Source organism: Oceanobacillus picturae (assembly GCF_000612865.1).
Lineage (GTDB): Bacteria > Bacillota > Bacilli > Bacillales > Amphibacillaceae > Oceanobacillus_B > Oceanobacillus_B jordanicus.
In genome coordinates this window covers 12,550-32,932 of record NZ_CCAX010000004.1, presented here as the reverse complement: position 1 = coordinate 32,932, position 20,383 = coordinate 12,550, and the positions used below count along the sequence as shown (strand labels likewise).

Annotated in this window: 13 protein-coding genes and 1 pseudogene; 10 read left to right on the top strand and 4 right to left on the bottom strand. The window is 34.1% G+C overall.

Going from position 1 to position 20,383, the window contains the following annotated elements; all coding sequences use genetic code 11:
- Window positions 1-80: 80 nt before the first annotated feature.
- From BN988_RS18760 to BN988_RS16935, 10 genes and pseudogenes are all read left to right on the top strand, one after another.
- Window positions 81-2,141: a CDP-glycerol glycerophosphotransferase family protein gene (locus tag BN988_RS18760; protein WP_036578374.1), complete on the top strand. Its 2,061-nt coding sequence runs from the start codon at window positions 81-83 to the stop codon at window positions 2,139-2,141.
- Window positions 2,142-2,197: 56 nt separating this feature from the next.
- Window positions 2,198-3,718: a glycosyltransferase gene (locus BN988_RS16975; protein WP_036578373.1), complete on the top strand. Its 1,521-nt coding sequence runs from the start codon at window positions 2,198-2,200 to the stop codon at window positions 3,716-3,718.
- A 145-nt stretch (window positions 3,719-3,863) separates the two neighbouring features.
- Window positions 3,864-6,332, top strand: coding sequence for a CDP-glycerol glycerophosphotransferase family protein (locus BN988_RS18455; RefSeq protein WP_051558085.1), 2,469 nt, complete (start codon window positions 3,864-3,866; stop codon window positions 6,330-6,332).
- Window positions 6,333-6,336: 4 nt separating this feature from the next.
- The gene (locus BN988_RS18450; RefSeq protein WP_051558082.1) at window positions 6,337-9,210 is read left to right on the top strand and encodes a CDP-glycerol glycerophosphotransferase family protein; all 2,874 of its coding nucleotides are present in this window, start codon (window positions 6,337-6,339) and stop codon (window positions 9,208-9,210) included.
- Between the two features lie 154 nt (window positions 9,211-9,364).
- Window positions 9,365-10,192, top strand: a complete 828-nt coding sequence (locus BN988_RS16960; RefSeq protein WP_036578371.1) for an ABC transporter permease — start codon at window positions 9,365-9,367, stop codon at window positions 10,190-10,192.
- A gap of 14 nt (window positions 10,193-10,206) precedes the next feature.
- Window positions 10,207-10,968 (top strand): annotated as a pseudogene (gene tagH, locus BN988_RS19260) (teichoic acids export ABC transporter ATP-binding subunit TagH); the annotation flags it as partial.
- Window positions 10,969-11,697: 729 nt separating this feature from the next.
- Window positions 11,698-12,384: an IspD/TarI family cytidylyltransferase gene (locus BN988_RS16950; RefSeq protein WP_036578369.1), complete on the top strand. Its 687-nt coding sequence runs from the start codon at window positions 11,698-11,700 to the stop codon at window positions 12,382-12,384.
- Between the two features lie 2 nt (window positions 12,385-12,386).
- Window positions 12,387-13,121 (top strand): SDR family oxidoreductase, encoded by a 735-nt coding sequence (locus BN988_RS16945; protein ID WP_036578368.1) that lies wholly within the window; start codon window positions 12,387-12,389, stop codon window positions 13,119-13,121.
- A 25-nt stretch (window positions 13,122-13,146) separates the two neighbouring features.
- The gene (locus BN988_RS16940) at window positions 13,147-14,412 is read left to right on the top strand and encodes a CDP-glycerol glycerophosphotransferase family protein (protein ID WP_036578366.1); all 1,266 of its coding nucleotides are present in this window, start codon (window positions 13,147-13,149) and stop codon (window positions 14,410-14,412) included.
- Between the two features lie 36 nt (window positions 14,413-14,448).
- Entirely contained in the window at window positions 14,449-15,597 is a 1,149-nt protein-coding gene (locus BN988_RS16935) for a CDP-glycerol glycerophosphotransferase family protein (protein ID WP_081779493.1), read from the top strand.
- Window positions 15,598-15,918: 321 nt separating this feature from the next.
- On the opposite strand, the gene BN988_RS16930 is transcribed toward BN988_RS16935, so the two are convergent.
- The 4 genes from BN988_RS16930 to BN988_RS16915 are packed head-to-tail and all read right to left on the bottom strand — an operon-like array spanning window position 15,919 to window position 20,374.
- Window positions 15,919-16,638 carry a glycerophosphodiester phosphodiesterase gene (locus BN988_RS16930; protein WP_051558080.1) on the bottom strand — a complete coding sequence of 240 codons (720 nt, stop codon included), beginning with the start codon at window positions 16,636-16,638 and terminating at the stop codon, window positions 15,919-15,921.
- A 43-nt stretch (window positions 16,639-16,681) separates the two neighbouring features.
- A complete protein-coding gene (locus BN988_RS16925) occupies window positions 16,682-18,097 on the bottom strand; it encodes a lipopolysaccharide biosynthesis protein (RefSeq protein ID WP_036578364.1) in 1,416 nt (471 codons plus the stop codon).
- Between the two features lie 23 nt (window positions 18,098-18,120).
- On the bottom strand, window positions 18,121-19,278 hold the full coding sequence (locus BN988_RS16920; RefSeq protein WP_036578362.1) for a hypothetical protein: 1,158 nt from the start codon (window positions 19,276-19,278) through the stop codon (window positions 18,121-18,123).
- Window positions 19,241-20,374, bottom strand: coding sequence for a polysaccharide pyruvyl transferase family protein (locus BN988_RS16915; protein WP_036578361.1), 1,134 nt, complete (start codon window positions 20,372-20,374; stop codon window positions 19,241-19,243). The genes BN988_RS16920 and BN988_RS16915 overlap by 38 nt, the downstream gene beginning before the upstream one ends.
- Between the last annotated feature and the right edge of the window lie 9 nt (window positions 20,375-20,383).

Below are 20,383 nucleotides of genomic sequence, written 5' to 3'. Positions count from 1 at the left end.
ATTATAATTATCAATATGGAAATATTAAGATTTAAATTGATTTACATAGTTTAGTCCTAGAGAGGAGTTTAAATACAAAGATGGAAATTGGAATTAAAGATATTTTAGTGAAAAATAATATTTATTTAATAAAGATCTCAGTGGACAAACAATTGGCTGAGGAGACTGAGGACTGGAGTATTATTCTGAAATCTCGTGATAGAACTAAAAAAATTTTACTAACCTCAAGTTATGTAGTGAACGATTATATTGAGATCTCTATTCCATATCTAGAGTTAGAAAGTAAATTAATAGAGCAGGATATTTGGGATTTATTTTTGTTCCATGAAAAAAGTGAGGAAAGCGAAAAGATAATAAGAATTAAAGGTGGAAATAAGGATTATTACTCTTTTACAGAAACTTTAATTAACCGAAATAAAATTATTCAGCCATATGAAACTAAAAATGGCAATTTCTCGATTAAACTGATGGATTATAAAGTGTTCTCTAAGATAGAAAGTTGCAACTTCAAAAGAGGTAATTTAAATTTTTCTGGATATTTTGATTTCCCTCCCCTCTATAGAACTGACTCTTACTCAATAGAAGCTGCGAAACTTTATGTTGCTGTACCTAAAGATGAAAAGAGTGAGGAAATCTCCCTAAAACTAGTTGAGAGAGAACAAAGAGGTGGGAGAAAATGTTATGAAATAGAAGGGAAAATTGATTTAAAAAAATATTTGTTATCTCAAAAAACACTTCAATTACTCCTTGTGGTGGAGTTCAAAAAAGCAGACGGGACAATTGAAGAATATACAGATAAAGTAAAAATAATGGGAAATAAGAAAAAGCTGCCGAGCGCAATTATCTTTAATGAAGGTCGAAAATATAAAGTTTCTATAAAGAAACTTAATGATTTTACTATTGGTATATCTCATTATAACTTCAAACAAATGATTATAAATAAAATAAAAAATAAATGGACAAAGTTAAGAAGAGGTGAAAAGTTAAAAGCGCTTTATAAACTATGCTTTAAACTTTTAGGGAAATTACCGGTTAAAAAAGACTTAATCGTTTTTGAAAGCTTCTTAGGAAAACAGTATAGCGATAGTCCAAGGGCGATTTTTGAATATATGCAAGAAAACAAGTTGAATAACCATATGTATTGGAGCTTTGATAGAAGGAACATTGAAAAATTTGATGAAAGAAGTGGAGTAAAAGCTATTAAGAGGTTCTCCCTGAGATGGTTATACCTTATGGCTAGGGCAAATTATTGGGTGACGAACAGTCGTTTACCCTTATGGATTCCTAAGCCATCCCACACTATTTATGTACAAACATGGCATGGTACTCCTTTAAAAAGGCTAGCTGCTGATATGGACCAAGTAAAAATGCCAGGAACAAATACTAAAAAATATAAACGGAATTTCTTAAAAGAGGCTAGTAAATGGGATTATCTAATTTCTCCAAACGAGTATTCTACAGAGATTTTTAAAAGAGCTTTCAATTTTGACGGGAAGATACTTGAATCAGGTTATCCTAGAAACGATTTTCTAATCAATTCAAATAATGAAGAAATGAAAAAGAACATAAAAGAAGAAGCGCAACTTCCATTAAATAAAAAAGTGATATTATATGCTCCCACATGGAGAGATAATCAATTTTATGGAAAGGGTAAGTATAAGTTTGATTTAAACATGGACTTTAGTAAGCTGAAAAAAGAATTAGGTGAAGAATATATCATTATTCTACGATTACATTACCTTGTTGCAGAGAACTTAGATCTGAGCGAATATAAAGGTTTTATTTTTGACTTGTCAAACCATGAAGATATTAGAGAGCTATATTTAATTTCAGATATACTAATAACTGATTATTCTTCGGTATTCTTCGATTATGCTAATTTAAAAAGACCAATGATTTTTTATGTTTATGACCTTGAGGATTATAGGGATAATCTTAGAGGATTCTACTTTGACTTCGAAACTAGAGCACCTGGCCCATTATTGAAAAGTACTACACAGGTCATTCAAGAGGTTAAAAGGCTTGAAAACACAAACTTAACATTGACGGATAACGCGCAGGAGTTTTACGGTAAATTTTGTTATTTGGAAGATGGCAAGGCAACAGAGCGCGTTGTAACTGAGATATTTAGGAAAGATTAATTTTTAAATTCCTAAATATTAGAGTGGTAAGAAAAGATATACGAGGAGGCTCTTTTATGTTTGATACTAAAAAACATATTTACATTATGACTACTTCACTACCTTATACTTATGGAGGGAGAACAAGCGCTTTACTCCAAAGAGGGAGATTGCTCACGGAAAAAGTTCGTAACATTAATAAGGTAACGTTAGTAACAACAAATTATAACCCAGATTATGAATATATTTATGAAGATTATCGTGAGAAAAAATCAGTAAATAAAAAAATGGACTTTCTAAATATGTATAATGACTTGCGGTGGAATGATAATCACGAGATTAAAAATAATTATCAATCGTATCTAGAGAAAGAGTTAGGACAGAGTTACTATGCTATACCAAAAAAGGGGAAAGAGCATATAACTGTATATTATAAAAATGGAGTCCCACTACTCCATACATCTTTTAACACAAAAACAAATAGAATGGGACATGTAGAAATTTACGCTAGTCTTGGTGATAAGTTTAAAAAAAGACTTTATATAGACAAAGATGGGAATTTCCATAGGATAAGGTATTTCAATGATAATTTAAAAGAAAATATTGTGAGAGATGTCTTCATAGATAGAGATTATAACCCTTATATTACTAAAGAATTTGTATACAAGAATGGTGAATTAGCAGTTGACAGGTTTATTTTATTTAAAGAGGATCACACCTCTGAGGTATTCTCAAATGAGAAGGATCTTATGAGATATTGGTTCGACCAGTTTCTTAAAGATGGAAATATAGTTATAAATGATGTAAGACACTTAGATAGACCACTTCTAAATGTAACGAGCAATATAAAGAGAGTTTTCCAAATACATGGTCCGCATCTTTCTGAACCCAATAATCTAAGTTCAGTTACCAAAAAAAGTTTTAGATATCTCTTTGAACACATCTCAAATGAGCAAGATATAATTGTCTCTTTAACGAATGGGCAAAAAGAAAATATATTAGAAAAGCATCCTCATCTTTCAGGAAAGATTAGGGTTGTTCCACACTGCATCAGTGGTAAACCAGCTATTAAAGAAAAATTAGTTGAACCTAATAAGATTTGTATAGTTTCAAGGTTAGTAAAACTGAAAAGAATTGACCAAGCTATAATTGCTTTCAATAATTTATTAAAGCTAAAACCTAACTGTGTTCTTGAGATTTATGGGAAAGGTGAAGAGGAGGAAAATCTAAGAAAACTTGTAAATGATTTAGGAATTGGAAACTCAGTGAAATTTAGAGGTTTTACGAATGATCCTTCAAAGGTATTTAGTACTTCAGCAATGTTTTTAATGACAAGTGAACTTGAGGGCTTTGGGCTAACTGTTTTAGAAAGTGTATTCAATGGATGCCCGGTAATAAGCTATGATATTACTTGGGGCCCCTCTGATATCATAAATAGTAATAATGGAATATTAGTAGATAATGGAGATATTGAAGGGTTAACGAAAGCTATGTATACTTTGCTAGAAACACCAAAAAAACGTAAGGAAGTAGGAGAAATTGATATAAAGTTCACACAAGGTTACTTCTTGAAAGAATGGGAAAAAATGCTGTCATAGGAGATAAAACGTCCTATTTTTAGGACGTTTTTTTATTTATGAAATTGACTCAGTAAAATGATTAATATAAGATAATATAGTATATTTAAAACTCATTTTTAAATTTCAAAAAATAAGGTAGAATATGATATATTAGGAGAATTGTATGAATTTTATAGACATTAATAGGAAAGGTTATCAAACTGAAAGTGTGCTTTTTGGTCAAATTAAAGTTGAAGGGGTTTTTCTTAAACAAGATCAACTAGTCATTGAATTCTTAACAAGCTTGGAAGAAGGAACGGAACTTTATTTATATAACGAAAGAAATAAATTATATAATAAAGTCAGTTGTCTTATTGAGGGAAACCAACTTTACTTAAATATAGATCAATTTAAAGAATGGTTTGAAGGATTTCAAGGGCATTGGTCATTTTGTATAAAAAGTAAATTTCAGTCATATACACTTTTAGAATCAATAAAGATTCAAAATAGTGAAGGGTTGAATATTCACATCAAAGACTTATTTATAAACGAAGACCTTTATTGTGGGATCTATATCAATAGTGAAGGTTTTTTATATTTTTGCAGATTAGATGAGTTAAGATATAAAATAAATACTAGAAATCAAATCACCGAGACAGTAGATATTAGTAAAGCCTCTTTAAACGAAAATACTTTTGAATTTTTATTAGATGATGATTTTAGGGACTATGAAGCAGTAAGTGTAGTGTTGGTCGCAAGAAAAGGAAAAAAAGAGAGGTTAATACTAGATACCCAAATGACTAATAGGAAAATTTCTTGTATGCTTCCTTATGAAGAAATACAAAATGGGCGTTACAATATTTTCCTAGAGGCTGTGAACAGTCAAGACTACTTTAAAGCAAGACTTCAAGTCAAAGAAGATAAGCAAGATATTGGGTATTACAATATGAACGTAGATGAATCTTTGCTCATTTATAAAACGGTAAACGGTCTACTGTCAATTGTGAAGGGTAAATCATTTAATGTATTTAGAGAAAAAACAAAAACCGAAATTTTAATAAGTAAAATAAAGAAAAATAGAAAAGATTCCTACCAACTGGGTGTAAATGTTGCTTCTCAAGAAAAATTAGAAGTGAGTAAAATTTTAATAAAATTAAGAGATGAAGAAAACTTTAGGGCTATGGAGGCTATTAACTTTTCATTCGAAAAAACAGGTAAGAAAAATTATAAAGTGAAAGGCGATATTGTCCTAGATTGGGAAAAATTCCGTCCTCTTTACTGGGATATTTTAATAGAGGTCACGGACTATGAGGGATATAAGGGGTATATGAGAGTTAACAAAGCTACCTATTTTGTAAAGAAGATAGTTAAAAGTGACTATTTTAAACTTTCGCTTATCTCACATGATAGAATGGTATACCCCTATTTGACTTTAAATAACAGCATATCTTTTATGATGAGGCAAAAAGAGCAATACGAGAATGTTAAGAATAAAATTAAAGAGCTGGCTGCGTACCTTACCTATAAAATTTTAAGAGGGTACCCTTATAAGAACAAAGAGGTTTGGCTAGGATTTGAGAAATTCTCAAGAACTGCTCAAGATAATGGCTATGCTTTCTTTAATTATGTAGAACAGAACGAGCTACATGATAATTTTTATTATATTATTGATAGAAACTCACCGGACTATGGGAAGATAAAAGATCAAAACAGAAATATCGTTAAGTTTATGTCTTTTAAATACTTTTATCTTATATATGTCTCGAAGCTACTGGTATCTTCTGAAACCAAAAAGCACGCATACAATCTTAGAGTAAGAACTGGTTTAATTGCGAATAGTCTAGAGTCGAAACAAAGTGTATTTTTACAACATGGTGTAACAGGATTGAAAAAATCTGATGTTTTTAAAAAAAGTAAGGGAAGGGGCAATTTTAACTTAGTAGTTGCTACTTCAGATATAGAGCAAAAAATCATTAAAGAGAATTGGAAATACAATGATGAAGAAGTCATAACTACCGGCTTTTCTAGATGGGATTTATTGGAGGACAAAGCTGATTCGGTTGCAAGGAAAAAGATTTTTGTTATGCCTACCTGGAGGTCTTGGATGGAGGGAATGACAAAGGAAGAATTTGCTGCTTCAGATTATTATCATCACTATTTTTCATTTTTGTCATCTAATAAGTTAGGTCAGTTATTAGAAGAAAATAATTTAGATTTAGTCTTTTTCTTACATCCTAAATTCCAAGAGTATATATCCGAATTCTCGATTTCTCAAAAAAATATATACACTAAAAGTTTCCTTGATATTAAAGTAAATGAGGAAATGATGGAATCTTCCATCCTAATTAGTGACTATTCTTCTATAACTTGGGATATGTTTTACATGAATAAGCCGGTATTATTTTATCAGTTTGACCATGAAAAGTATAATGCTCAAGAGGGTAGTTATTTAGATATGGATAGGGAGTTATTTGGAGAGCGTGCTGAGAATGCCTCAGAACTTGTCAATATATTAAGTGAATATATTAATAATGATTTTACTATCAAACCAAGATATCAGAAAAAAAGAAAGAAGTATTTTAAGTATACTGATCATGATAATTCAAAAAGAATATTTAATGAAATAAATAGACGGATAAATTTGGGTGATTAATAAAATGCATCATATAAGCATAGTAAATAATAATGGTAGAACTAGATTTCTAATTTCTAACCTTCTTTCTTTTGAATTAGAAAGAATATCCCTAGGCGGGTTGGATTTAAATTTCCACTTTGAAAGTGTTGGTACGGATAAAACAGCTATAGTTTTTGACAGAAATTTTGAAAACTTTGCCCCAAATGCATTTTATAATATAGAGTTCTATAATGCTGAGGGAAGAAGACATGAAATTAGTTTGAATGATTATGGGAATTTTCCAGTTTGCATAGAGGGGGAGCGGGTCGCAATATGTTCTCAATTAGAAACTGACGAACATATTAAATTAAAATTTATTGATCTGAAAAAGGTAGTTTTTCAAATGAAATACCACCCCCCTATAACGAGTGAGATCTCTATCAAAAATGAGGGAGACTTTATTGAAGTAGGAGTAAGTGACTTAAATGAGAGTCATTATAATAATGTTATGGTATCAGTAGATAAAGATGGTTCATTTGATTCTTATTTGGTACCTGTCTTAATAAAAAAAGGCCATATATATATTTCTAATGAATTGTATACCAAGGGATATAACCTACATTTATTAGTTGCAATTAATTCAAATGTTTTCGAAGCTACACTAATTAAACAAACTAAGGAAAGTCATGAAAATGTATCCTATGGTGGTTTACCTGAACATTTAATTGGTGTAACCGAAGAGGAATTTTTGAGGCATAATATTAATAATGTTGTTAGTCTAAAAGGGAAACATTCCAGTGTTGAAGTTAATGAAATAGATATAGTGGGTAATTCACTAATTTTTAACATGAATCAAATAGAATGGTTTATAGATACCGATACGCCTATACTAATTTTACAAGAAACAAAAACGAAACAATTATATTCAGTGAGAGGAAATTTGGATTCATCTAAGTTACATTTTAAACTAGATGGTTTCATCAATGAAATACCAAATAAGAAGGAAAAATGGATTATATATTTAATGTCAAAAGGCAATGAACATGCCTTTAGAATTAGAGGCAATATTGAAGAAGGAGCAGAGCGAAATTTTCACATACTATCACAAGACAACTTCCCATCGTTATCAACCTATAATCTTCATAGTGCCCTCTGCATGAATAAAAATAATAATCTAGAAATAAGAAAAGATAAAATATCAAACTTGGTAAAGAACAACTTTAAAATTAAGACCAAAGTAAATAAGCTAAAGATGTTTGGTGAAAAAGTTAGTATTGAAGTTCAATTAAACACGCCTTATGTGCAGTCAATCAAGCCAACAAATATATATTTAGTTCATAGAAATAAAGACACTTTTAATAAAGTAAATATGCAGTTAACCAATACAACAATTAAAAAAAATTCCCTTATTTTAATTACTAATATCCAATTAAGAGAAGTGGTCCTATTTCCCTTGTATTGGGATTTATTTATTGGATTAGAGATAGATGGTAAGGAAGAGCTAGTTAAAATAACCAAAGTTTCTAAAGATGCCTTATATAAAGTAGATTCCAGAATATCTAAATACCAACGTGGGATGGGAAAAGGTAAGATTTTTTACCCTTATATTACAATAAGTAAAGACTTAGCCTTCACAGTAAGAGATAAAGAATATTTTGAAAATAGATATTATCTTCTAAAAGAGAAATTTGCATTTTTAGTTGTAAATCTATTTAGAAAGCATTTCGCAAATAAAGAAATATGGATTGGTTTTGAGAAGTTAGCAATGTCGGCTCACGAAAGTGGTTATTACTTCTTCGATTATGTATACAAGAATAGGAAACATGATAATTTCTATTATGTTATTAGGAAAGATTCCCCTGAACTGGTAAACCTAATGGATAAAAAAGATAAGGTTATTTATTTTATGTCTCTTAAGTACTTTATTTACATGTTTGCGGCAGATCTATTAATTTCATCTGATACAAAAAGGAATAGTTATAGCCTTAAACAAAAAAAGAGCATTTTAGGAAAAGAGCTTACAGATAAACAATTGGTATATCTGCAACATGGAGTTAATGGGCTAAAAGCAGTGCCCGACTTCTATAAGGATAGGGGAGTCTTTGACCTTGTTATTGCTCCTTCTGAATATGAAAAAAATATGATAACGGAATACTGGGGTTATTCAGAAGAGGAAGTTGTAACTACTGGATTAGCAAGATGGGATGTTCTCGAGGATAGAACAAATGAGATAGACTATAAACAGATATTTGTTATGCCTACTTGGAGAACGTGGATGGACGGCATGAGCAAAGAAGAATTCCTTGAAAGTGATTATTATAAGTACTACAACGATTTTCTTAGCTCGAATAGACTTCATAAGGTACTTAAAGATAATAACATTAAAATTATGTTCTTTCTCCATCCAAAGTTTAAGGATTATATCGATCTTTTTGAAATTAACTCCCCATACATTGAAAAGTTTGGGTTCTTGGAAGTGCCATTGGATGAAATGATTATGAAAAGTTCAATGATGATTTCTGATTATTCGAGCGTTATATGGGAAATGTTCTATCTAGAAAAACCTTGTTTATTTTATCACTTTGATGTGGAGAAATATCTACAGTATGAGGGAAGTTACATGGACTTTAAAGAGGATCTCTTTGGAGATGTAGCCTATGACTCTGAAGAACTAGTTGAAAATATGGAACAATATATTCTAAGGAACTTCTCTGAAAAGGTCGAGTATAGTAACTTAAGGGAAAAATATTTCACATATATGGATAACCAAAATTCAAAAAGGATTTTTGAAGCCATAGAAAATAATAAAAGTAATTTAAGGAAGAAAAGAAAGAGGACTAAGAGAAAGTTATCACATATAATACCATTTGATGTTAGAAGAAAAATGCTGAATACTATTGCTAAGATTAAATATTAAACAAAAGCCTCCATTACCGGAGGCTTTTGTTTAGCAACACTAATATGCAGGTTTTGATTGAAAAGAAGGAAACTTATTGAGATTTAATGATATTACTTGTATAATTTAATAACGTAATTAAAGGCAGTATTTTTATAGCCGAAAGGATAATACTATGAAATCAGCAATAAAGGTTGCTCAAGAGCAATTAGAGAATTTTTATTTGATTAGAAGGCTCTCTATATACGAATTAAAAAGCAAAAACAAAAATAACTATTTAGGTATCCTTTGGGAATTTTTAAACCCTTCTATACAAATAGTTATCTATTGGTTTGTTTTTTCAGCTATAAGAAAAAAAAGTCCAATTGAATTAGTTGACGGCCAACACATTGAGTTTTTCAGTTGGTTACTAGCAGCATTCTTTTTATGGATATTTTTTTATCAGGCTACAATTCAAGGTTCTAAGTCCATCTATACACGTCTTAGGATGCTTTCTAAAATGAACTTCCCTATGAGCATAATTCCAGGCTACGTTATTTTTTCCCAGTTTTATGTACACGTTATTATGCTTGCTATCGCAATCATAATATTGAATATAAACGGGCACTTTATATCCATTTATTACTTACAATTGATTTACTATATGTTATCGGCATTTTGTTTGATCTTTTCTCTATCACTTATAACGTCAACATTGTCGACAATTGTTAGAGATATCCACATGCTTTTAAATTCAACGTTGAGGATGCTTTTGTATTTGTCGGGGGTCTTGTGGCCACTAGCTATTTTAGTAGGCCAGTATGAAGTAATTATGAAGATATTAAAACTTAATCCACTTTATTACTTGATTGAAGGTTATCGTGCAGCACTATTTGGTACAGAGTGGCATTTTATTACAGAATGGGAATACAGTTTAGTTTTCTGGTGTATTGTGATCGTGCTTTTCCTAGTAGGTTCTACGTTACATGTAAAGTTCCGTAGACATTTTATAGATTATATATAAAGGTTTGTGATGATATGGAAAAAGCAATTATAGCTAAAAACATCCAAAAAAAATATAAATTGTATAATGGCTCAAAAGAACGGTTGTTAGATTTGTTGACTCCAAAGAGCTATGGGGAAGACTTCTATGCTTTGACAGATGTTAACTTTCAGGCAGATAAGGGAGACATTGTAGGGTTTATTGGAGTGAATGGCTCAGGTAAATCTACACTTTCTAATATTATCGCGGGGGTAGTACCAGAAACTTCTGGGACTTTAGAGGTAAATGGTCAGGCATCCTTAATAGCAGTGTCTTCAGGATTGAAGAATGACCTATCAGGACGAGATAATATTGAATTAAAGTTGCTTATGCTTGGGTTTAATAAAGAAGAAATCAAAGCGTTAGAACCAGATATTATTGAGTTCTCAGAGTTAGGGAAATTTATCGACCAACCCGTCAAATCCTATTCAAGCGGTATGAAATCGAGGCTTGGATTCGCTATTTCCGTTACAGTAGATCCAGATATATTAATTATTGATGAGGCATTGTCTGTAGGGGATAAAGCCTTCGCAGAGAAAAGCTTGAACAAGATGAAAGAATTTAAAGAGCAAGGGAAAACGATGATATTTGTAAGTCATTCCATTGGCCAAATGAAAAAGTTTTGCGAAAAAATTCTATGGCTAGAATTTGGAATGGTAAAGGAATATGGTTCGGTTAAAGAGGTTATTCCTAAGTATGAAGCTTTTTTAAAGCGTTGGCAAAAGATGTCAAAGGAAGAAAGAGAAATATATCGGAACTTTGAGTTAGAGCTAGATCCAAAAAAAGTATCAAGAGAAGAGGAAAGTGATCTTGTTCAAGCTATAATAGATGAAGACCATCCCTTTGATAAAGAAGCCAAGTATAGTGAAAATCTTGTTAGTAAAATGGGGCATATTAAATCGAATTCCAGTTATATTTATTCTAATCTAAAGGGAAGGAGTAGAAAGATCCCTTCTGATTCATATCATAACCTTGTATATTATATTAAAAAGGAAGCAAGTGTTAATAATGAGTTATATTTTCTATTAAGTGAACGGCCAAGTGCTACAACAGGCACAGTTGGCTGGATGAAATCCACGGATGTATCTAGCCATAATGAAGTGCTTATAGATGAAGACGCAAAACAGTTCCTAATTAAGGGAACCGGCGAAGCATATAATCGACCTTGGGGTGGAAATAAAAATCTTATTTATGATGATCTAGAACAGTTTAAGAACACTGATTTTAATGTGAATAAGACTGTTAAGATTGGTAAAAACCTTTGGTACTATGGAGTACTTGAAGAAAAAAATGCTTGGATCCACCATAGCCATTTACAAGAGAAGAAAGTCTAAACTATTCATTTTTAAAACGCGAGATTAGCATCTCGCGTTTTTTTATTTGTAAATGTCGAAAAATTCTTTATTATATTGACAAAAACCGACAAACAATAGGCTGACTTACCGTTATAATGTAAATTAAACGTAAATTTTTTTAGGAGGAAAGTCATGGGTGAATACAGTCTGGTGTTATTGTCAGGTGGCGTAGGTAAGAGAATGAAATTAGATATGCCAAAGCAGTTTTTACTTCTTGCTGGTAAACCGCTCTTTGTGCACGTGTTGGAGAAAGTGGATAGGTTACAAGTAGTAAAAGAGATTATCATGCCATGTCCATCCGAGTTTATTGAGAAGACCGAAGAGATCATTAATAAATATGGTTTTACAACACCAATAAAATGTGTGGAAGGCGGTGGGACTAGACAGGAATCCGTATTCAAGGGATTACAAGCAGCTGATTACGATAATGTTATCATTCATGAATCGGTGCGCCCATTCGTTTCTGAGAAAGATTTTATGAGGTTAATTGAAACAAGTAATGAAAACGCTATCTTTGGATTGGATATTCCTTTTACTGTCCTACGGGGAGGCGAGGTGGTGGAAGGTAATTTGGAACGAGATGAGCTGCTGAATGTGCAATTACCCCACAAGTTCAATGCGAAAAAGCTACTGTACGCGCACCAATGTGCTGCTGAAGATGGCTTAAATTTTACAGAGGATGCAAGTCTTTATTTTCATTACTTCCGGTCAGACATAGTTGTATTGCCAGGATCGGAATATAACATCAAAATCACGAAACCAATTGATCGTATCCTTGCCGAGGCCATTTACAAAGAAACTATATTATTGGGGGACTAAAAATGACAAAAACATGTATTATTACAGGTGCAAGTCGTGGTATTGGGAGAGCTATTGCAGTTTCACTGAGTTATGAAGAGGATGTTACTAATTTTATACTTATATCCAGGACGGAAACGGGATTAGTAGAAACAGCCCTTTTAATGAATAGGGAGAAAAACATTCATTGTTATGCTTTAGATCTCGGAAACTATAGTGAAGTGCGTGAGATGATTTCCGAGATAGGCGAAAAATATGGTGCCATTGATATGTTAATCAATGTAGCTGGCTATGCTAACCCACAATCCTTATTAGAAACATCTATTGAAGAGTGGGAAAAAACATATCAAGTTAATGTCCATTCCTTATTTAATATAACCAAAGAAGCAGTCAAATATATGAAACAGTCTGGGGGTAAAATCCTAAATGTTGCTTCAACTGCAGGCAGTTCTGCTCGTCCGGGTTGGTTGGCTTATGCTTCTTCAAAAGCGGCGCTTATAAGCATTTCTCAAACGTTATCGGAAGAGCTTGCCGGCTATGGCATCCTTGTTTATTGTATTTCTCCAGGTAGATGTGCTACGGAGTTAAGAAGAATTCTTGCTCCTGATGAGGACCCTTCAACCATCATGCAGCCAGAACATGTAGGAGAAGTTGTGCAACAGCTTCTTTCCGATAATGGGGTGTGCTTAGATGGGCAAAATATAGTAGTCAGGAAGCAAGTACAACAAGTGAAAAGCCCTTCCAAACAAACAAGTTAATTACGGATAATAGAGGCGATACAATATGAATAAAATCGACATAACACAAATAGTCTTACTTATACTAATACTTCTGTCAGTTAATCGTCCTTTATTAAAAAAGGGGCGGTTAATTGCTAAAAGAACGGTTGTAGTAACTGTTCATTCTCTATCAAAGCTAACTCCTAAGAATAATCAACTCGTTGTTTTTGGGGGGGAAAACGGCCAAGGGTTTCGTGGAAACACGAAATACTTATTTTTAAAGATGAATGAGGACAAACAATTACAATGCGTATGGATTTCTAGAAATAGCGAAGTTGTTTCCTTTTTAACAAAGAAAGGCTTTCAAGCATATAAGCATAACTCATTAAAAGGGATTTATCACCAATTAAGAGCACGATTGATTATTCATTCCCATTCAATTAATGATGACTTTAGTAAAGCATTTGTTGGAGGAGCAATCTCTTATAATACGTGGCATGGGGTAGGGTTGAAAAAGGTATGGGGAGCTAATAAAAATACGTTCTCCTACAAAGTCCTGCACGAAAAAAGTAAATTAAAACGATACTTTGGTAAATTTGTTGTGAAAACAAATCTAGCAAAACGAAACTACGTGGTCTCAACCAGCGAAGCTGTTTCGTCTTATTACCCGGAAACCTTTTTAGTTCATGAGGAAAATGTACTTCAGCTTGGCCAAGTAAGAAATGATGTCTTTTTCAAAGAAACAGAAGAAGATAAAAACATACCTGAATGGATTCGGAAACAAAAGGTCATTTTGTATATGCCGACACACCGAAGTTTTGGAAAGCTAGAGACTGATATTAATTCAGTTTTTGATTTTGAAAGATTAGATCAGTTTTGTGAAGAGAAGGGTTACACCTTTCTAGTGAAGAGGCATATGTACAGTAGCGGCAACGTCCCAACTAGATTTAAAAATATTATAGATATTAGTGAGAAGCCATATGACCCACAATTGTTATTAAAGTACTCGGACGTATTACTAACGGATTATTCCAGCTGTTATACAGATTACTTACTGTTGGATAGACCCGTTTTGTTCTATAGCTATGATCTGGATCTATACTTAAAGAAATCGAATGATATGTATTTTAATTACTTTGATGTTACACCGGGTCCTAAAGTTAATACCTTTCCAGAGCTTATCGAAGTGCTTGAAAATTCAATTGCACGCCCAGAACTCTATCGAGATGAAAGAAAAAGGGTATTGGATATCTTTTATTCTCGCGATAACCAACGAGAAGTTCTAGATAAACAGGTAACGTATATTTACGAGCATGTTTTAAACCGCTAGTCTTGATCATTAATCTATAGAGAAAGTAGGTATAGTATGAAAAAAATCAGGTTACTACCTACTATAATCGTAAAATATTTTCTAGTCTCTTTGTATGTTGTATTTCTTATAATATTTAAGCAAGATGAGAATAAAATGACGTTCGCTTCCTACAGGTCAAACAAAATTAAAGATAATTTAGCCTATCTTAGTGAGGAAATGCGAGCTAATTATCCAGAGATAAAGCAAACCTATCTATTTAAAAAAATGGATAGTTCCTTGTATGGAAAGCTTAGCTATATTTTTCATATGGTTAAAGCTTGTTTTCATTTAGCAACGTCACGTTATTTCGTTGTGGATGATTATTATTTTCCCATCTATGTAGTTAAACCTAGGAGAGATCTGGAAATCATCCAACTTTGGCACAGTGCGGGTGCTCTAAAGAAATTTGGTTATAGTACAGTTGGGAAGAGTTTTGGCCCGAGTAGAAGTTATTTAAAACACGTTCCCATTCACGGGAATTATACGAAGGCCTACGTAAGCTCAAAAGAAGTCATTCCTTATTTCTCTGAGGCTTTCAATATGCCTAAAGAGAATATCCTTCCATTAGGTATTCCTCGGACTGATTACTTTTATAATGATAACCGTTTGTTAGAACAGTGTTTTTATAGCGATTTCCCTGATTTAAAAGGTAGAAAGATAATTTTATATGCTCCTACTTTTAGAGGGAAAAGTCATTATCAAGAGGCGTTTGCCATTCCCTTCGATGTAGATTACATGGAGAAAATGCTGCAAGAGGAATATGTGTTGCTTGTTCATCTACATCCGTATATGCAAGCAGGGGTTAATGCAGCTGATACTGATTTTTCTTATTATATTAAAGAGGGGTATACGATACAGGAACTTCTAATGCTGACGGATGTATTGATAACCGATTACTCTACCATATTCTTTGACTTTAGTATTCTAGAAAGGCCCATTATATTTTTTCCCTATGATCTGGAAGACTATAAAAAAGAGCGAGACTTCTATTATGAGTATGAGAAACTGATACCCGGTCCTATGGTAATGGATACAAAATCTCTGGTCGAGGCAATCGTAAATCTACCAGATGATCACGAGATAAAGCAATTTAAAGATCGCTTCTTTGACTACCAAGATGGAAGAGCAACAGAAAGAATTGCTGCCGATATCCTCAGTAGGTAGTTAACGCTTAATAGTAAGAGGGTGGGACAAAAGAAGATCCAAGAAGCGAAAGGGGCCGTACTAAGACTCTTATGATTACAGGGGAATCAGAGTTTTAATACGGACAGTTATTCGCTGTTTGATTTTTAATACAAACTTTAGCGGAGGAAAATGCGTAGACTCCAGTGGGAACAGCACGAGTCCGAAGACCTCCTCAGAAGCGTTCTTTGCTTCTGAGGAGGCTAAGGCCGTGCCCACGGAAAGCGAGTATTTTCCGCAGCGACGAATAAGCAATCACTTGTACAAGTTTGTTAACGTATCCCATCCGCAGTTTTAATCTTTTTAGTTTTCTCTCACAAAGATCTCTGGATTATTTGAGAAGGCGCCATCCACGCCGTATTCCACAAGCTGTTCGTATCTCTCCATGTCATTAACTGTATATGGATATACGTTGTAGCCAAATGCTTTACACTCTCTGACGAATTCTTTATCGGTATACACGTTATTTGGGTGAATACTAGTGATGTTGAGGCCACTTTGCTTTGCGTATTCCCATGGATTTAAGATTCGATAGTAAAAAAGCATCCCCAGCGGTATAGACGGATCGATTTCTTGAATGTTTTTTAAGGCGACATGGTCAAAGGAAGACAGGATAACATTAGATAAGCGTTCATGCTCTCTAAGGCAATCAATTAATTTCTTTTCAATCCCCTGGTAAATAACAGGGATATTTTTAACTTCAATATTTAATAAAAGGTCCTTAGGGCACACTTCCAGTACTTCACTTAAGGTAGGGAGAACCACACCCTTATATTTTTCATGGAATGAAGAACCAATATCAATTTGCTTTATTTCCTCTAATGTATAATCCTTTATTAAGCCAGCGTGTTTATTAAAACGCGTTAATTTATGGTCATGACAGACAACAAGGTGCCCATCTTTGGTAAGTTGGACATCTAATTCTATTGCCTTCACGCCGTGTTCAATTGCTAGTTGAAAGGCGGGTAATGTATTTTCTGGTGCTTCTGTTAAAGACCCGCGATGAGCGAAATTTAGTACCACGTATATCATCTCCGTTCTTCATATTACTAACAGGATAACACAACTATTCTGCATTTTGCTTATGGAAGAATGCCATTCCTGTCTTATATAAAAGCCCAATCAACTCCCTATTTACTAAAAGGAAGAGCATCCCGGCTATCGCAATACTTATAAATAATACTTTGTCCTCTAGAATAAAGGGCAAGATTAAGGAGACGAAAAGGAGAGCAAATAAGGGGACCAATTCTCTCCACTGTATTCGTATCGTAAAATACTTATGGGAAGCAGTAACTCGGAATAACCACATACATAGAAATGCCAATAAAGTGGAAGCAGCAATGCCATATAGACCAATAAATGGGACGAGCGCAAGGTTTAACAAAATATTAAGCAGTGCGCCGATCATAGAGGTTAGAAAAAGACTATTTGTTTTTTTTGCGCCATGAAAACCAGCACCCCAAAATTGCGAAAGCGAGCTAAATAAGGCACCGGTTAGCATAATTCCAACGTATTTCCAGGACTCACCAAATGTATCGGCAATGACAATTTCCATGGCCGGTTTGGCTACTAAAATAATGAGAATGGCTGTGGTAATCATTAACCTTACATAATGCTTGAATACAATAGAGTAATAAGCGTCTTTTTCTTTTGAATGGAAGGACGTAATCGCACTGTCTTTCCAGGCTAGAAAAAATATGGTGTTCACCATAAGTAGTAAGGCAGGGATTTTATTAGCGACCGCGTAGATACCATTAGCATCTAAATGAAGAAATGCTAGAATAACATAACGATCAGACATGGTGAGTATCCACCAGCTTAACGCACCGGGAATGATTGGGATAGAATAGGTTAAAAAGGACTTTAGTAAGCTTTTAGAGTATCCTTTCCACTCAATATACCGGTGGAATTTTAGTATCCACCATGCGATGATCGTGACAGATGCTGCAGCTAGAATAGAAGAATAGAAAAAGGACAACAGCCTGAGGTCGAAAACATAAATGAAAATGAGAATAAATCCAACGGAGAGGGCTGTCTGAATAATACCCAGCATCGCAAATAATTTATTAAACCCGAGCCCACGGGCGCATTGTTGCAAAAAACTACTAGTTACTGTGAAATTAATCAGTAGCAGAAGTTCCCAATGATAGGGAAAGTCAACAAAAAGCATGACAGCAAGCGCGACAGCATTAAAAATAAGAAGGTTACGCAGAATAGTGAGCGTTCCAGTAGTAATAATACGTCCCTGTTCTTGTGGCTGCTCTTCTTCTAATAACCATCTATACACTGCTGCAACTAATTCAAATGTAATGAAAGGGACGATAAGGGAAACAGTCGTCCATAACAAATCCCACGTGCCGTATTCAGCCGAAGTAAAATAATGCGTATATAGTGGCAACATAAGAAAGATGAGGAGTTTTGACCCAAAGTTGGCAATAGCATAGATAATCGTATCCTTAAATAGCTTTTTTCCATTGGTCATTGTCATCCTTCCATTCTATTCTACTATTTTCCCTGCATGATCAATCGCTTTAACCTATGTTTTATTTTATAATATGGCATTAATAAATAGGACGAAGCCGATATTGGGAACGCGTGCTTTCGCATCTCATTATAAATTTCCGCCGCATAAGCATCCTTTTTAACATCTGCAAGGACTTTGGCAATATACTTGGTTTTTTCTTGACGGTACACATGCAGGTCAAACACAGGTTGATATAAATCGAGTTTACCTTGGACCTCCAAAGTTAGCATGGAACGGAGGCATTTTTCACAACGAGAACAGTTTGCAGAGCTTCCCCCGGCACATACATTTAAGTAACGGTGTGTTGGTTCATACTCAGTTATGTGACGTGTCTTTTCCACTCTAGAGTAATTAGCCCCTGATGAAAAAAAGCTTAAAGACTCTGTCGACAGCATTGTGAGGCTAAGCAGGTCATAGGAACCGGCGACCTTTGTTTTTAATTCGAAATCTTTGAACTGCCTACCTGACGAATAATAGTAGTAGCGAAATAACTTTTGCATGGTCAACACTGCCGCTACATTCCTTAAAGTATGTGTTTGCACGTAATTCATTTTCAGTACTTCACTGAGGTTCGAATCAATTTCAATAATATCGATATGTTGCTCTTCGGCAAACGGGCGAATCAGCTGGATGCGTTTTTGAAAAAGGTCGCTTGCTTCCTGCCCACCAAAGTCACCGTGCGACCCGACATTATGGAAGGTGAAGTGAGTTAACCTAAAAGAAGGTGGGCAGGCTCTATGTAGGTGCTCGTAAATGGTATGGAAGGAATCAACACCACCTGAGAAGCCCGTACCGACCGCATTTGCTGTTTCGACTGGGTTGGGCATAAGAGTTTCTGCTCTAATCGATATCCTATTTAAATGCGGTAGTGCAATACAAAGTGCCCCCATGAGATACGTTGTTATGGTGTAGTACAGTTTTTCTGACACTGGTGCCTTAAGAAATATATCTTCTCCACGCTCCATGGCCAGAGGCAACAGCCCTACTAGAAAGGAATCAGCTCGCTCTTGCAGTAAGTATTGCTCATAGGCTAATGGAACGCTAAACCAAAGGGACTCCTGCTTGTTATCTATTTCAAATTTTGCCTGCAACCTCACAGTGTTATTTATCTGAACTACTTCGGGTTTGTAAATGATCATCTTGATTCCTCTTCCTGCCTAAAAACACGTCTAGCTCTTTAAAATGATTTTCTGAATCGACTTTTTCTTTACTAATTGGAGGTGCTGCCATTTCCATGCTTTGCTGGACATCGAGTGGATGAAGCTTATATAACTGTGCGAAGTCTGTATAGTGTCCAGTAAATCCGATGTCTTCCATTACATGGAGCATCTTAGAGCTATAGAGAATGGGATAAACAGGTTTCTGATATATCCAGCCAATAATCATGGCATGAAATCGTGTAGCGATAATGCCTGCAGAATCGGCTAACTGTTGCAATATCTCTTCTGGATTATTTTTATAATAGCTCGTCTTCACTTTCTTTCGAGCAGTTTCTGGTATCTTACTCACAATCTCCTTGATTGCAACGGGATCTTGTTCATACGCACAAAAAGATAGCAACAATACCTCATATCCTTGTTCTATAAAAAAGAGCGCAATGTCTTTTATTTTTGTGTAATAGATCGTATCCATGTCAGCCAGATGATTACGTACAGAGGGCTTAATTACAGAAATCGAGATAACTTTTTTGTGATTTAATGCCTTCTTTACTGGTAGTTGAAAGACGATGTCTGCGGCTAAACGAACAGGCTTTAAATCCTGAAACAACTTATAGCTATGTTCTTCCCGAAAACATATGTCATGATCATGCAGAAAAATCCTTTTATGCTCTGTATAAAAGTCAGGGTCATCATACGGACCAAAATTAGCACCTAATAGAAAAAAAGGTTTTTTCTTCCTCCGCATTGCTTTTGTTATCTGTAATTCCTTCCTCCAGTGTTTCCCCTGTATAAATAACGATCCTCCAATTTGCACGGACGCATCACAGTCTCTGTCCAACCATCTGTACAATAAGAAATAGAGGTTGAATTTTCGAACGATAAGGTTGGCAATCCGGTACATAAGGGAATCACTTGGAGCAATGAGCAGGTTTGGTAAATTCTGAAATGTAGTTCGGTAATGCCTTGGAGCATACAGCACAAACGTGGTATCAGGATAACGTTCACATATAATTTTTATAAATAAATCATCCCCTAAATTTCCGTGTGTATATGCATAGATTCTTATTTTTTTCATCCCACATCG

Excerpts from the sequence above, each read along its gene's own strand:
- BN988_RS18760 (WP_036578374.1), top strand. The coding sequence starts at position 81 with ATGGAAATTGGAATTAAAGATATTTTAGTGAAAAATAATATTTATTTA.
- BN988_RS16975 (WP_036578373.1), top strand. The coding sequence starts at position 2,198 with ATGTTTGATACTAAAAAACATATTTACATTATGACTACTTCACTACCT.
- BN988_RS18455 (WP_051558085.1), top strand. The coding sequence starts at position 3,864 with ATGAATTTTATAGACATTAATAGGAAAGGTTATCAAACTGAAAGTGTG.
- BN988_RS18450 (WP_051558082.1), top strand. The coding sequence starts at position 6,337 with ATGCATCATATAAGCATAGTAAATAATAATGGTAGAACTAGATTTCTA.
- BN988_RS16960 (WP_036578371.1), top strand. The coding sequence starts at position 9,365 with ATGAAATCAGCAATAAAGGTTGCTCAAGAGCAATTAGAGAATTTTTAT.
- BN988_RS16950 (WP_036578369.1), top strand. The coding sequence starts at position 11,698 with ATGGGTGAATACAGTCTGGTGTTATTGTCAGGTGGCGTAGGTAAGAGA.
- BN988_RS16945 (WP_036578368.1), top strand. The coding sequence starts at position 12,387 with ATGACAAAAACATGTATTATTACAGGTGCAAGTCGTGGTATTGGGAGA.
- BN988_RS16940 (WP_036578366.1), top strand. The coding sequence starts at position 13,147 with ATGAATAAAATCGACATAACACAAATAGTCTTACTTATACTAATACTT.
- BN988_RS16935 (WP_081779493.1), top strand. The coding sequence starts at position 14,449 with ATGAAAAAAATCAGGTTACTACCTACTATAATCGTAAAATATTTTCTA.
- BN988_RS16925 (WP_036578364.1), bottom strand. The coding sequence starts at position 18,097 with ATGACCAATGGAAAAAAGCTATTTAAGGATACGATTATCTATGCTATT.
- BN988_RS16920 (WP_036578362.1), bottom strand. The coding sequence starts at position 19,278 with ATGATCATTTACAAACCCGAAGTAGTTCAGATAAATAACACTGTGAGG.
- BN988_RS16915 (WP_036578361.1), bottom strand. The coding sequence starts at position 20,374 with ATGAAAAAAATAAGAATCTATGCATATACACACGGAAATTTAGGGGAT.